The sequence below is a fragment of the Candidatus Methylobacter oryzae genome (assembly GCF_003994235.2).
Taxonomy (GTDB): Bacteria; Pseudomonadota; Gammaproteobacteria; order Methylococcales; family Methylomonadaceae; genus Methylobacter_A; species Methylobacter_A oryzae.
This window is the reverse complement of sequence record NZ_RYFG02000121.1, coordinates 199,119-212,602: the sequence shown is the minus strand read 5'-3', so window position 1 is coordinate 212,602 and position 13,484 is coordinate 199,119. Positions and strand designations below refer to the sequence as shown.

The window sequence follows — 13,484 nt, the reverse complement described above, 5'->3', positions numbered from 1 at the left end:
ACGATTTATATTTCCCGTTTAACTTCTATACGTTCAAACACTTCTATCTGATCGCCGGGCTGTACGTCGTTGTAATTTTTCACACCGATACCGCACTCCATGCCCATCTTGACTTCAGCCACGTCGTCTTTAAACCGGCGTAAAGATTCCAGCTGTCCTTCATAAATCACTACGTTATTACGCAGGACTCGAATAGGCAGATTTCTCTTCACATAACCGTCAACGACCATACAACCGGCAATCGCGCCGAATTTCGGCGACCTGAATACATCGCGCACTTCGGCAAGACCGACAATCTGTTCTTTAATTTCAGGAGCAAGCATGCCGCTGATGGCTTTTTTAACTTCGTCAATCGCTTCATAAATGATGCTGTAGTAATGCAGGTCGATGCCTTTTTCTTCAATCAACCTACGTGCCGCTGCGTCAGCCCGAACATTAAAGCCCATCAGGATCGCACCGGAAGCCAATGCCAAATTCGCGTCGCCCTCATTAATCCCGCCGACGCCGCCAAAAACAACTTTAACTTCGACTTCGTCATTCGATAAACCGACCAGTGAGCTGCGCAACGCTTCCAAACTACCCTGAACGTCGGTTTTAAGCACCAGATTGACAGTGGCAATTTCACCCGTCGTCATCCTGGAGAATACCTCGTCCAGTTTAGAGGCTTGCTGCACGGCATGGCGAGACAACTTCTTGCGCTCTTCACGATGTTTAGCCAAGTCTTTGGCGATGCGCTCGTTTTGTACCACCAGGAACTCATCACCGGCATTCGGCGTTCCTGAAAGACCCAAAATCTCGACAGGCGCGCAAGGCCCTGCTTCTTTAATGGCTACGCCGTTCTCGTTAAACATGGCTCGGACACGGCCGTATTCATGACCGCACAATACCATTTGACCGCTTTCCAGAGTACCTTTCTGGATCAACACGGTTGCCACAACACCACGGCCTTTATCAAGCCTTGATTCAATAACAATGCCCGATGCTGACCCTTCAACAGGCGCTTTCAATTCAAGAATTTCGGTTTGCACAATCAACGCTTCGATTAAATCATCGATACCCGCACCGGTTTTTGCCGAAATTTTCAGGAACTGCACATCGCCGCCCCATTCTTCTGCAAGCACATCAATGTTTGCCAATTCCTGCATCACCTTTTCAGGATTCGCATCGGGCTTATCGATTTTATTAATTGCTACAATAATCGGTACATCGGCTGCCCTGGCATGCTCAACCGCTTCTTTAGTTTGCGGCATCACGCCGTCGTCGGCTGCCACCACGACAATCACCACGTCAGTAACATCGGCGCCCCTGGCACGCATAGCGGTAAACGCCGCGTGGCCCGGCGTATCCAAAAAGGTTACCGAACCGTGATCTGTTTTTACTTGGTAAGCGCCGATATGTTGAGTAATACCGCCCGCCTCGCCAGCGGCAACACGGGTTTTACGAATATAATCCAGCAACGAGGTTTTACCGTGATCGACATGCCCCATAATCGTAACGATCGGCGCTCGCGGCAGTTCAACGCGATTATCGTCTTCTTGAGCTTCAGCCAGCATTTCTTGCTCAAGATCGTCATCGCTCTGCATAATCGCTTTATGGCCCATCTCTTCGACCAGGATTACCGCTGTTTCTTGATCTATGCTTTGATTAATAGTCGCCATAATGCCAAGCTTCATCAACTGCTTAATCACTATGGCCGCTTTAACGCTCATCTTTTGCGCAAGATCGGACACAATAATCATTTCCGGGATGGTAACCTCTTTAACAATAGGTTCAACCGGCATTTCAAATTGATGCTTACCCTCCGGTTTTACGCTGACCCGTTCAGGCTTCTTACCTTTCTTCTTGCCTTTTTTGGAGTCTTTACCCCCGAGCCCGCCGCGTAAACCTTCTTCCTGTTGTTTTTTTCTATGCAGGATTTCTTGCTTAGCCGATGCCTGTTGCCTTACTTTGTCGGCATTTCGTTTAATCGATTCTTCAAGCCGAAGGTCTTTTTCATGCTGTCTTCTTTTAGCTTCCATCGCTTCTTTGGCTTTAATCGATTCTTCATGATCAAATTCGAATTCATCCTGGTCCAATAAAGACTCGACCGGCTCTTCGGCTTCCAAAGTTGGCGAGACTGTTTCAATCGACAGGACGTCGGCGCTGTCAGCTTCAGGTACGGCAGACGTATCAGCCTCAGCCGCCTCAACCGGAGTTGTAATTTCAGGCTCAACCTCTTCAGTCTTTTGCTCTAAGAGGACTACTTCAGTCTTTATCGGCTCTTCGACCAATGGAAGATTCTCGACTGGTTTCGCAACCTGCTCTTCAACAGCGGCTTTAGCCGGCTCCGGACTTTTTTGCTCGTCGGATTCAGCGACTTCGCTACGCTTGATATAGGTTTTTTGTTTACGAACTTCCACACTAATGGTCTTCGTGGTGCTGCCCGGCACACTTGCCTGCTTAAGCTCGCTTACCGTTCTGCGCTTTAACGTCACACGTTTCAGTGAGCCTTCGGCTATGCCCTCATCCTTACCGTGGCGCTTACGCAAATGCGCAAGCAGCTGCATTTTTTCGTCTTCATTAATGACATCATCAGGGGCACTCGCCGATAATCCCGCTTCTTTCAGCTGCTCTAATAATCGTTCAAGAGGTATTTTTACTACCTCTGCTAATTGCCGTACCGTTTTATTACTCATTTCGTACCCCTTACCTACTTGCCTGTTCCTCAGCAAACCAAGGCTCACGTGCCTTCATAATCAATTTTGCCGCCCGATCTTCGTTCATTCCCGAAAAATTCAATAAATCATCTATCGATTGCTCTGCCAAATCATCCATCGTAATTATACCGTGGCTCGCCATATCATAAGCTAAATCCCTGTCCATACCTTCCATTTCCAGCAAATCCTGCGCAGGCTCAGCTATTTCGATTTTTTCTTCCGCCGCAATTGCGCTGATCAGCAAAGCATCTTTAGCGCGACTTCTAAGCGCAGTAACAAGTTCTTCATCAAAACCTTCGATTTCCAGCATTTCACTAACCGGAACGTAGGCGATTTCTTCAATCGTGTTAAAACCTTCTTCAACCAGAACCAATGCAATCTCTTCATCGACATCCAGTTGCTCAACAAACAGTTGTTTTATTTTGTCTGCTTCGGCTTCACTATTTTGTTCGGCTTTAGAAGCATCGATTACGTTCAGCTCCCAGCCTGTTAACTGCGTTGCAAGACGGACATTTTGCCCGCCACGCCCTATAGCCTGAGATAAATTATCCGAACTGACCGCCAAATCCATACTATGTTTGTCTTCGTCAACAACGATGGATTGAATTTCAGCCGGCGACATCGCATTGATCACAAATTGGGCATCGCTTGGATTCCACAGAATAATATCGACGCGTTCTCCAGCCAGCTCATTTGAGACCGATTGCACTCTCGATCCTCTCATGCCTACGCAGGCACCGACAGGATCCAACCTAGGATCATTGCCCTTAACGGCAATTTTGGCTCTGGAGCCGGGATCGCGCGCCGCGCCCATCACTTCAATCAAACCTTCGCCAACTTCCGGCACTTCAAGGCGGAATAACGCCATCAACAATTCCGGCACAGTTCGGCTGACAAACAGCTGGGGACCGCGAGGTTCCGAGCGCACATCTTTCAAGTAACCTCTGACCCTGTCGCCAATACGAATCGCTTCGCGAGGAATCATATCTTCTTTGGCAATGTAAGCTTCTATGTGTCCACCCAAATCCAAGTAAACACTGCCTTTTTCAATACGCTTTACGATACCGGTGATCAGCTCACCCACCCGGCTCTTATAAGCGTCAACAATTTTTCTACGCTCAGCTTCCCTGACTTTATGAATAATAACTTGCTTGGCGGTTTGCGCGGCAATACGGCCGAAATCGACGGACTCAATTTCTTCCTCCACAAAATCGCCGATCTGGACATCCGGATTATCGAGCCTTGCAACTTCCAACAGTATTTGCGTTTCGGGAAATTCCACATCGCCGTCAATTTGACTGTTAGCATCAACAACTTCCCAGATTCTATAGGTCACATAGTCGCCGGTTTTTCTGTTGATATTAACGCGAGCTTTAATTTGGTTCGCGTGACGCTTAATTGTAGCAGCTTCTAATGCCGATTCTATGGCCTGAAAAACGACCTCTTTTTCAATATCTTTTTCATTAGAAAAAACATCTACTACTAACAAAATTTCTTTATTTGCCACTGCGCCCTCCTTTTTCAATTAAATACTCAGGAACCAAACGCGCTTTACTCATCGCGATAAATGGAACCTCAAAAACCTGCTCGCCTTCCTGAAACGTAATAATATCGTCTTCTACTTTGGTGATCAGGCCTGTAATTTTTCTACGACCATTGATTGCTTTAAACAAGTTGACCAACACTGTACTGCCAATATACCGTTGGAACTGGCTCACTTTGAAAAAAGGCCTATCTTCGCCCGGCGAAGAAATTTCTAAATGATAGTTACCTTGAATAGGATCTTCGACATCCATCACCCCGCTAATCTGATGACTAACTTTGGAGCAATCATCAACCAAAATACCGTTCTCGCTATCGATATAGACTCTCAACAGGCCATGTTTAGGATGAGGATTATATTCAATGCCTACGCATTCATAACCTAAACCTTCAACAATTGGCTCAATCAGATTAACCAAATGCTCAGGAGCCTGCTTCATCTTTTCCTCACTTATTTCCGCACAAAAAAAAAGAGCCCACGGCTCTTCCATTAACAATCAACTGTAGCTTCCAAATTTCCAAAGCCCAGAAAATAAAAAACCCCAAAATGGGGTTCTCTGCAACCAATCCATGAGTCACTTTAAACTCTGCATCCTGCAGTCCTATATGGTAGCGGGGGCAGGATTTGAACCTACGACCTTCGGGTTATGAGCCCGACGAGCTACCAAGCTGCTCCACCCCGCGATTGATTTGACACATTATAAAGAGTTTTCAAAAATATGCAACTTATTTTATCTCTTTAGAGACAAAATAATGACTTATTGAGTCCCAAACGTTGCATTTTCTCAAGCGCATAATCCTCCAGCACATCAATAAGCACTGCATTCACGCTTTCGCTTTTACGCAACGCTGCCAGTCGACCAAAATACTCGTCCAATACAATACCCGCCCCAACCTGCCGGCCTGTCAGCCGATCAATACAAAACTCATTCCACCTTTGCAGCTCTTCATTATCCAATGTTTCAGGATAATTTCTGGCACGATATCTAAATAACATTTCCGGCAATCGGCCATCCATAAACTTAAATGCAGAATCCGCCAATTGTTCAGGCTGCATACCCCTAATTTTGAACATTTGGCTTTTATCGTTTTCAGAAAAAAAACCGCCACTGTATATTTCCAAATCAGGATCGGAGTCTTGCTCGACGCAAGCATGGCCATTAAACACTTCAGCCAGCTTTTCAGCCAAACCGGCACAAGCCCTGATCTTTTCAATGTTCGCATAGCATAAAGTCAAATCGATTTCCAACCGTTGCGCATCTTCGGGTCTAATAACAGATACCGGTGCTAAAACAGGACATTTATTGATATGCACGGTTTTTAGCGGAATTCTTGCCATGCCTTCCGGCAAGTCCACAGTAGCTGTAAAAACTCTTTGCTGTATTTCTTCCGCCGCCAAGCTAAGCATTGGCTCAGGATCAACTGACAAATCGTAAACAATTACGCCGTTAACATTAATAGGATGCTTACAAAGCGGAAGCACAACAGCCAAACAATTTTTTGCGGCAGGGTATTTGCCCGAAACATGTACAACGGGTTTAAAACTGCCCAGCTGAAGCAGATTAAACGCTTCGTTTTTTACTCTATGCTGCAACAAAAACCGGTAGAGCCTGGGCTGAACCCGCTTAACCAACTTGGTAATTGCCAAGGTAGCATAAACATCCGAGAGCGCATCATGGGCCGCCTCATGAGTTATATTATTGACGCGAGTAAGCCGGTCCAGTCTAAAACTGGGAACTCCCTCTTCGTCAACAGGCCAGACAATACCCTCAGGACGCAAGGCTCTGGCCGCCCTAACCACATCGATTAAGTCCCAGCGGGAATTACCATTCTGCCACTCTCTTGCATAAGGATCGTAAAAATTACGATACAGGCAGTTCCGGGTAACCTCGTCATCAAAACGAAGCGTGTTATATCCGAGAGTACAGGTATTAGGTTGCGCTAATTGCTCGTGAATCAAACGAATAAACTCAGCTTCGCAGACGCCCTTTTGCTCGGCAAGTTGTGGAGTAATCCCAGTAATTAAACAAGCTTCGGGATGGGGAAGGCAGTCTGCCGCAGGCTTACAGTATGCAACTAAAGGATCGCCTATGATATTAAGATCAGAATCAGTACGAATCCCGGCAAATTGAACCGGCCTGTCCCTGCGAGGATCCGTACCGAATGTTTCGTAATCATGCCAATAGAAGGTTTGCGCAACACTCATTATTAACGGCTCTCAATACCAGAAAAGCCGAAGAAGCTGCTGCAACATCGAGCAAAACTCATAAATAATCCCTAGTGAATTGAAGCCAGCGCCCTTAAGACATCCGTACGGCTGACAATTCCAACCAAATCATCATCCTGAAAAACAGGAAAACTCCTGACTGTAGATTGTTGAAACTTCTCCGCTAAATCTACAATGCTGGATTCTGCATCCACAGTGATGACCTGCTTGGTCATATAATCGCCAACCTTGCCTCCCATGCTTTGGTTATATGAGGCTTCCAAAACGATATTCATCACATCTTTCTCGGAAAACATACCCAACAATCGTCCCACCTGATCAACAACAGGAGCGCTGGTAATTTTATGATCCAACAGTTTCTTTACGGCATCTATTACATCTGCATCCTTAGCAAGTGTAACCAATCTCTTCGACATGTAATCTGCAACTGTGATTTTCGCCAACATAATGAACTCCTGCGTTGTTTATTATTGTGGATATATCTACGATCCTTGATTTAAGCGAGCTTCCGCCTCCATCTTCTTTCTTTTATCACATTTTTCCACACAAACACAATCGCCATTGTTTGCCGCACCGCCGCATGATCCCTTGATAGCACGCCTACCAAAAATAACGCCTATCGCCATTATGACGATAACAATAACCATGAACACAAAAGTCACTAGAAAGTAAGTCACGGTATCACCTCTTTAAATTTATAAACGCCGACAATAAAAAACGAGGAGCAGGACAAGCCTTACTCCTCGTTTAGTTTGATGCATTTTCCTCTCTATTCAAAACAAAGCTAGAAAGAGAAGGTCGAATTATTATCCGCCAAAATCGTCCAGCAAGATATTTTCCGGCTCTACGCCGTTATCCAACAACATCTTGATGACCGCAGCATTCATCACCGGAGGCCCGCACATGTAGAACTCACAGTCTTCCGGAGCCGGATGGTTCTTAATGTATTCTTCGAAAAGCACATTATGAATAAAGCCGGTATAACCAGTCCAGTTATCTTCCGGTAACGGATCGGACAACGCAACATGCCACTCAAAGTTATCGTTTTCCCGAGCCAGCATATCGAAGTCCTCTACATAGAACATTTCGCGTTTGCTGCGAGCACCATACCAGAAAGTCATTTTGCGTTTAGACTTCAACCGGCGTAACTGATCGAAGATATGCGAACGCATAGGCGCCATACCTGCGCCGCCGCCGATAAAGATCATTTCATTTTGCGTGTCTTTAGCGAAGAATTCACCATAAGGCCCTGAAACAATACACTTATCGCCTGGCTTCAAGTTAAAGATAAAAGAAGACATGATACCTGGAGGTACGCTATCCGGCGCACCAGGAGGCGGCGTCGCAATACGCACGTTCAGCATGATTTCTTTTTCTTCAGGATAACTTGCCATCGAATAGGCCCGCAAAGCAGGCTCTTTTACAGTAGAGACATAACGCCACAAGTTGTACTTATTCCAATCTTCATGGAATCTTTCTTCGATATTGAAATCGCTATATTTAGAAACATGAGGAGGACATTCAATCTGAATGTATCCGCCTGCACGATAGTTAATTTCCTCGCCTGCCGGCAATTCCAAAACCAACTCTTTAATAAACGTAGCAACGTTATTATTCGATTTAACCGTACATTCCCATTTTTTAACGCCGAAAACGCTGTCTTCGACTTCAATGTTCATGTTGTGTTTAACCGAAACCTGGCAAGAAAGACGCTCACCGTGAGCCGCTTCTCTTTTGCTGATATGGCTCAATTCAGTAGCTAAAATTTCGCCGCCGCCTGAATGGACTTTCACCTTGCATTGACCGCAAGTACCGCCGCCGCCACAAGCTGATGAAACAAATAAACCATTATCAGCTAAAGCAGTTAATAATTTAGAACCTACCGGCACATGAATTTTTTTCTCATCATTAATGAGAATTTCCACATCCCCTTCAGCGACCAGCTTGCTCTTAGCGCCGATAATGACGAACACCAGCGCAATAACAAAAGCCGTGAAAATAATAATCCCTAATAAAATCTCAAGCATGCCGCACCTTTAAAGTTGGATTCCAGAGAAAGCCATGAAGCCAAGCGACATCAGACCCGCAGTAATAAAGGTGATACCTAAACCTTGCAAACCAGCAGGTATATCACTGTATTTTAGTTTTTCGCGCACCCCGGCCATAACGGTGATAGCCAGCGCCCAACCGAAACCGCTGCCTACGCCGTATACAACACTTTCAGGCAAGTTGTAGTCACGCTCGATCATGAACAAACTGCCCGCTAAAATCGCGCAGTTCACTGTGATCAAAGGCAAGAAAATCCCTAACGCATGGTACAAGGCAGGAAAAAATTTATCTAAAATCATTTCCAGGATTTGCACTAAAGCCGCGATAACACCGATACAGCTTAACAACGCCAAAAAGCTTAAATCAACGCCGGTGATGCCCATCCACGACAACGCATTTTCTTTCAGTAACGCATGGTAAATGAAGTTATTGGCAGGCACAGTGATAATCTGCACCATCATAACCGCAATACCTAAGCCCATTGCTGTCGAGATTTTCTTGGAAACCGCGATAAACGTACACATACCCAAGAAGAAGGACAGCGCCAGGTTTTCGATAAAGACAGCCTTGATGAAAAGACTAATATAAGCTTCCATTAGTGATGCCCTCCTTCACCGTGAGAAATCGACATGATTTTGAAATCCGCCTTTTCAGCTTGCTTTGGTTTCCATTGACGGACGCCCCAAATAATCAAACCGATAATGAAAAATGCACTCGGCGGCAACAGCATCAGACCATTAGGATCGTACCAACCGCCGTCTTTAGTGAGCTTGAAAACTTCAATACCCAGTAACTTGCCTGAACCTAACGACTCTCTGATAAAGGACACAGTAATCAAAATCAAGCTGTAACCCAAACCGTTACCAATACCGTCCATAAAGCTTTCCAAAGGCGGATTTTTCATCGCATAACCTTCAGCACGCCCCATAACGATACAGTTAGTAATAATCAAGCCCACGAATACCGACAATTGCTTGCTGACTTCATAAGCAAATGCTTTCAATATTTGATCCACCACGATAACCAGCGAGGCAATAATAGTCATCTGCACGATGATTCGGATACTGCTGGGAATATGATTCCTGATCGCACTAATCGCCGCACTGGAACATGCCGTTACCATCGTCAACGCTAATGCCATGATCAGCGAAGTCGACATTTGCGAAGTTACCGCCAGCGCAGAACAGATACCCAAAACTTGTAACGTAATGGGGTTGTTATCAACCAACGGCTCTGTCAGTACCTTTTTGGTTTCATCATTTAAAATTTCACTCATGATTGAACTCCTTTAACCGCTCTTACTTTAGCTAAATACGGAGCAAAACCTTCTTTGCTCATCCAGTATCTAACCAAATTGGTTACACCGGCGCTAGTTAACGACGCACCAGCCAAACCGTCAACTTGGTATTGCGATCCCGGCTTGCTGGTATCGACCACACCTTTAATCAAGCTCAATGCAGGCTCACCGATCTCGGCACCTTCAATGGCACCTTTTTCTAAAGAACCTTGTTCGGTTTCCGCATAGACTTTTTTACCTTTCCAAAGCGCGCGCCAGTTCGGGTTAACGACTTCGCCGCCCAGCCCCGGAGTTTCCGCTTGATCATAGAAGTTGATACTTTGCACGGTTTGTCCATCGGGATCCAATGACAGGAATCCGTACAAGGTTGACCACAATCCGTAACCGTTGATAGGCAAGATAATCGACTTGATTGCGCCCGCCTCTTTTACTAAAAAGACTTTCGCATATTTAGCCTTTACCCGGATATGGGCAATATCTTTTTCTTTAGGAATCGCAACGCTTAAAGCCGGATCTTTCGCTGCTTTGCGCTGATCGTATTCAGCAGCGTTTATATCATCGGCATAATCGCCTGTTTCCAGGTTGACGATTTTCGCTTCGATTTTGTCTTTAAACACGGCATCGATATCAGCGCCTTCTTGAAGCAGGCCAGCTACATCAAGAATATTCTTCTTCATATCGACTTCTTTGTTATTGACCTGGAGAGGCTTTAACGCAACCGCGGAAAACGAAACCAAAACCGCGCAAACCAAACAAAGCGCAACCGCGATAGCAATAGTCTTTTCTAAACTATCGTTACCCAACGCAAGAACTTTATCCCGGTAAACCTTGAATTTTTGGTAATGCTCGCATTTATCCAATGCGGCACAAATTTTATTAAATTGTTCGCATTTATGCATGGCGTTTCATCCTTCTTCTGATATTGGCCTGAATGACAAAATAGTCAATCGTAGGCGCGAACATATTGGAAAATAGAATTGCCAGCATAATTCCTTCCGGGAACGCCGGATTAACAACTCTGATTAATACCGTCATAGTCCCGACCAGTCCCCCGAATATCCAACGACCGGTATCGGTCATCGCGGCACTGACAGGATCGGTTGCCATATAAACCATGCCGAAAGCAAAGCCGCCCATCGTCAAGTGCCAATACCAGGGTATCGCAAACATATGATTGCTATCGCTGCCTATCATATTGAACAGCAACGAAGTCGCTACCATGCCAGCAAATACGCCGCCCATGATGCGATACGATGCAACCTTGGTATACAACAGGAAAGCCGCACCGATCAGGATGGCCAATGTTGAAGTTTCGCCAAGACATCCCGGTTCAAAACCGAAGAAAGATTGCATCCAGCTGTAGTTAGCCGCATGAACCGCATCAAGACCGCCATTTGCCGCCAAACCTAAAGGCGTAGCCGCAGTATAGCCGTCAACCGCAACCCAGACGGAATCGCCGGAAATAGATGCAGGATAAGCGAAATACAAGAACGCTCGCCCTGTTAACGCAGGATTCAAAAAGTTTTTACCGGTACCGCCGAATACTTCTTTACCGATAACGATACCGAAAGAAATACCCAAAGCGACCTGCCACAAAGGCATATCGGGCGGCATAATCAACGTGTATAACATCGACGACACCAAGAAGCCTTCGTTGACTTCATGACCGCGAACGGTTGCGAACAAGACTTCCCAGACGCCGCCAACCGCCAGCGTGACGATATAAATAGGCAGGAAATACAGCGCGCCGTGAACCAAGTTAGAAAACGGGTTCATCGTGCTGTAGCCAAAGATCATCATCGGGATGCGACGCCAATCCTGAGCTTGTTCCAAGCCCATCTTTGCCATAGCCAAGTTAGCTTGGTAACCGGTGTTATACAAAGCCATCAATATGCAGAAAAACGTCGCGATGACCACAAAAGTCATGGTCCGTTTCAGGTCGTTACCATCGCGAACATGCGTGGTTCCGCGCGTTACATCGGCTGGCGTATAAATAAAAGTATCGACCATCTCATAGAGACCGTAATACTTTTCGAACCGCCCACCCTTAGTGAAATGCGGCTCCAAATTGTCTAAAATTTCTCTAGGCGACATTATCCTTCCTTCTCAATTTTAGTTAAGTTCGCTCTTAAAACAGGAGCGAAATCGTGTTTACCAGGATCCACAAACGTAAATAAGGAGACGTCTTCCTCATCCAGCTCCAAACAACCCAATAACTGGGCCTGATCTGAATCGCCTACTATCAATGCCTTTAACAGCGGCGTAGGCAGAATATCCAGCGGCATGACCGCCTCATAAACGCCGACCGGGACAATCGCCCTGTTACTGCCGTTTTTATCGGTTGTTAATGGAAATTTACGGTTCAACTTGCGGTCTACACTCGACGTATAAACATTCATGACCGAATATTTGTTTTTACCCGGAACAATCCAGCCGAATAATTCGCGCGCGCGCCCTTCTTGCAATACTGAAACCTGGTTGCTGTAACATCCCAAAAACGCAGCCCAATCCGCTGCAAGATGTCCATACAATACCGAACCGGAAATAACCCGATTTTCAACTTCTTCCAATTGGCCTGCTACCAAATCATCGGTATTGGCGCCAACGCGGGTGCGAATCAATCTTGGTTTGGTAACGGTAGGACCTGCCAGTGAAACAACGCGTTCAACATTGATTTTACCGCTAGTAAACAATGCGCCGATTGCAATAACCGCTTGATAATCCAAATGCCAAACGAATTTATCGATAGCAACCGGATCAATCAAATGAATATGCGTGCTTGGCAATCCCGCAGGATGCGCACCGGAGAACTCGGCGACAACGACAGGCGCGTCACCAACTGCAATATCGGCGCCCGTTGCCTTACAAACGTAAGTCTTGCCTTCCGTCAACTTGGCAATAACGGCCAAGCCGTTAACAAAATCTTCGCTCCGCTCTTTGATGATAACCGCAGGATTTGCCGCTAACGGCCTGGTATCGATTGCAGTCACAAAAATAGAACGAGGCTTGCTGTCTACGGCAGGAATTTTGCCGTAAGGACGCGTACGCAACGATGTCCACAAACCTGAAGCCAACAGGTTTTCTTTAACCTGTTCTGCCGACAAATCGCTTAACTCGGACGCTTTATATTTTGCAAACGATTCCTGTGCCGTTCCTTTCAGTTCGATCACGACAGATTGCAAAACACGTTTCGCTCCGCGATTAATGGATTGAACAACACCCGCTCCGGGTGAAGTAAAATTAACCCCAGGATTTTTCTTGTCAGTGAAAAGCACTTGGCCAAGTTTGACCGTATCCCCTTCATTGACCATCATCGTAGGCTTCATGCCTACATAATCCATCCCCAGGACGGCAACAGACTTAACTTTATTGCCATCCTCAATAACTTGTTCAGGCTCTCCGGTAATAGGAAGGTCCAAACCTTTTTTAATAATAAATTGCATAGTTGATAGCCTGCTCTCCAATCAAGTTGCGGCGAAACCATCCTTTCATTTCATTTCAAATGCTAATAAAACAAGAGGCGCATTAAGACGTAAAACAGCGGCATTAAACCATAAAAACTACGTATTCTCAACTACGGCAAGGCTTACCGAGAGTCTTTTAACGCATGCCAAACGCAGATTCTGACCGCCTCCACTGATACCGCCTTATCCATGTCCGGAAATCATAATAA

The 13,484-nt window shown here is 45.8% G+C and carries 12 protein-coding genes and 1 tRNA gene; all 13 read right to left on the bottom strand.

Annotated features, from left to right (window positions below; genetic code table 11):
- Positions 1-5: 5 nt before the first annotated feature.
- The gene (gene infB, locus EKO24_RS21730) at positions 6-2,675 is read right to left on the bottom strand and encodes a translation initiation factor IF-2 (protein ID WP_143733338.1); all 2,670 of its coding nucleotides are present in this window, start codon (positions 2,673-2,675) and stop codon (positions 6-8) included.
- A 10-nt stretch (positions 2,676-2,685) separates the two neighbouring features.
- The gene (gene nusA / locus EKO24_RS21725) at positions 2,686-4,203 is read right to left on the bottom strand and encodes a transcription termination factor NusA (protein ID WP_143733337.1); all 1,518 of its coding nucleotides are present in this window, start codon (positions 4,201-4,203) and stop codon (positions 2,686-2,688) included.
- On the bottom strand, positions 4,193-4,678 hold the full coding sequence (gene rimP / locus EKO24_RS21720; protein ID WP_143733413.1) for a ribosome maturation factor RimP: 486 nt from the start codon (positions 4,676-4,678) through the stop codon (positions 4,193-4,195). Before rimP ends, nusA begins: the two co-directional genes overlap by 11 nt.
- Before the next feature lie 167 nt (positions 4,679-4,845).
- A tRNA-Met gene (locus EKO24_RS21715) sits at positions 4,846-4,922 on the bottom strand.
- Positions 4,923-4,977: 55 nt separating this feature from the next.
- On the bottom strand, positions 4,978-6,444 hold the full coding sequence (sbcB, locus tag EKO24_RS21710) for an exodeoxyribonuclease I (protein WP_143733335.1): 1,467 nt from the start codon (positions 6,442-6,444) through the stop codon (positions 4,978-4,980).
- A 71-nt stretch (positions 6,445-6,515) separates the two neighbouring features.
- Positions 6,516-6,911 (bottom strand): CBS domain-containing protein, encoded by a 396-nt coding sequence (locus EKO24_RS21705; RefSeq protein ID WP_143733333.1) that lies wholly within the window; start codon positions 6,909-6,911, stop codon positions 6,516-6,518.
- A 36-nt stretch (positions 6,912-6,947) separates the two neighbouring features.
- Positions 6,948-7,142 carry a (Na+)-NQR maturation NqrM gene (gene nqrM, locus EKO24_RS21700; RefSeq protein ID WP_143733332.1) on the bottom strand — a complete coding sequence of 65 codons (195 nt, stop codon included), beginning with the start codon at positions 7,140-7,142 and terminating at the stop codon, positions 6,948-6,950.
- Between the two features lie 129 nt (positions 7,143-7,271).
- A complete protein-coding gene (nqrF, locus tag EKO24_RS21695) occupies positions 7,272-8,492 on the bottom strand; it encodes an NADH:ubiquinone reductase (Na(+)-transporting) subunit F (protein WP_143733330.1) in 1,221 nt (406 codons plus the stop codon).
- 9 nt (positions 8,493-8,501) lie between these two features.
- Positions 8,502-9,110, bottom strand: a complete 609-nt coding sequence (gene nqrE / locus EKO24_RS21690) for an NADH:ubiquinone reductase (Na(+)-transporting) subunit E (RefSeq protein ID WP_143733328.1) — start codon at positions 9,108-9,110, stop codon at positions 8,502-8,504.
- Positions 9,110-9,790, bottom strand: a complete 681-nt coding sequence (locus EKO24_RS21685) for an NADH:ubiquinone reductase (Na(+)-transporting) subunit D (RefSeq protein WP_143733327.1) — start codon at positions 9,788-9,790, stop codon at positions 9,110-9,112. Before EKO24_RS21685 ends, nqrE begins: the two co-directional genes overlap by 1 nt.
- A complete protein-coding gene (locus EKO24_RS21680; protein ID WP_143733325.1) occupies positions 9,787-10,710 on the bottom strand; it encodes a Na(+)-translocating NADH-quinone reductase subunit C in 924 nt (307 codons plus the stop codon). Before EKO24_RS21680 ends, EKO24_RS21685 begins: the two co-directional genes overlap by 4 nt.
- Positions 10,703-11,905 (bottom strand): NADH:ubiquinone reductase (Na(+)-transporting) subunit B, encoded by a 1,203-nt coding sequence (locus EKO24_RS21675; protein ID WP_143733324.1) that lies wholly within the window; start codon positions 11,903-11,905, stop codon positions 10,703-10,705. The genes EKO24_RS21680 and EKO24_RS21675 overlap by 8 nt, the downstream gene beginning before the upstream one ends.
- Positions 11,905-13,254: a Na(+)-translocating NADH-quinone reductase subunit A gene (locus EKO24_RS21670; RefSeq protein WP_143733322.1), complete on the bottom strand. Its 1,350-nt coding sequence runs from the start codon at positions 13,252-13,254 to the stop codon at positions 11,905-11,907. The genes EKO24_RS21675 and EKO24_RS21670 overlap by 1 nt, the downstream gene beginning before the upstream one ends.
- Between the last annotated feature and the right edge of the window lie 230 nt (positions 13,255-13,484).

Excerpts from the sequence above, each read along its gene's own strand:
- infB (WP_143733338.1), bottom strand. The coding sequence starts at position 2,675 with ATGAGTAATAAAACGGTACGGCAATTAGCAGAGGTAGTAAAAATACCT.
- rimP (WP_143733413.1), bottom strand. The coding sequence starts at position 4,678 with ATGAAGCAGGCTCCTGAGCATTTGGTTAATCTGATTGAGCCAATTGTT.
- sbcB (WP_143733335.1), bottom strand. The coding sequence starts at position 6,444 with ATGAGTGTTGCGCAAACCTTCTATTGGCATGATTACGAAACATTCGGT.
- EKO24_RS21705 (WP_143733333.1), bottom strand. The coding sequence starts at position 6,911 with ATGTTGGCGAAAATCACAGTTGCAGATTACATGTCGAAGAGATTGGTT.
- nqrF (WP_143733330.1), bottom strand. The coding sequence starts at position 8,492 with ATGCTTGAGATTTTATTAGGGATTATTATTTTCACGGCTTTTGTTATT.
- nqrE (WP_143733328.1), bottom strand. The coding sequence starts at position 9,110 with ATGGAAGCTTATATTAGTCTTTTCATCAAGGCTGTCTTTATCGAAAAC.
- EKO24_RS21685 (WP_143733327.1), bottom strand. The coding sequence starts at position 9,790 with ATGAGTGAAATTTTAAATGATGAAACCAAAAAGGTACTGACAGAGCCG.
- EKO24_RS21680 (WP_143733325.1), bottom strand. The coding sequence starts at position 10,710 with ATGCATAAATGCGAACAATTTAATAAAATTTGTGCCGCATTGGATAAA.
- EKO24_RS21675 (WP_143733324.1), bottom strand. The coding sequence starts at position 11,905 with ATGTCGCCTAGAGAAATTTTAGACAATTTGGAGCCGCATTTCACTAAG.
- EKO24_RS21670 (WP_143733322.1), bottom strand. The coding sequence starts at position 13,254 with ATGCAATTTATTATTAAAAAAGGTTTGGACCTTCCTATTACCGGAGAG.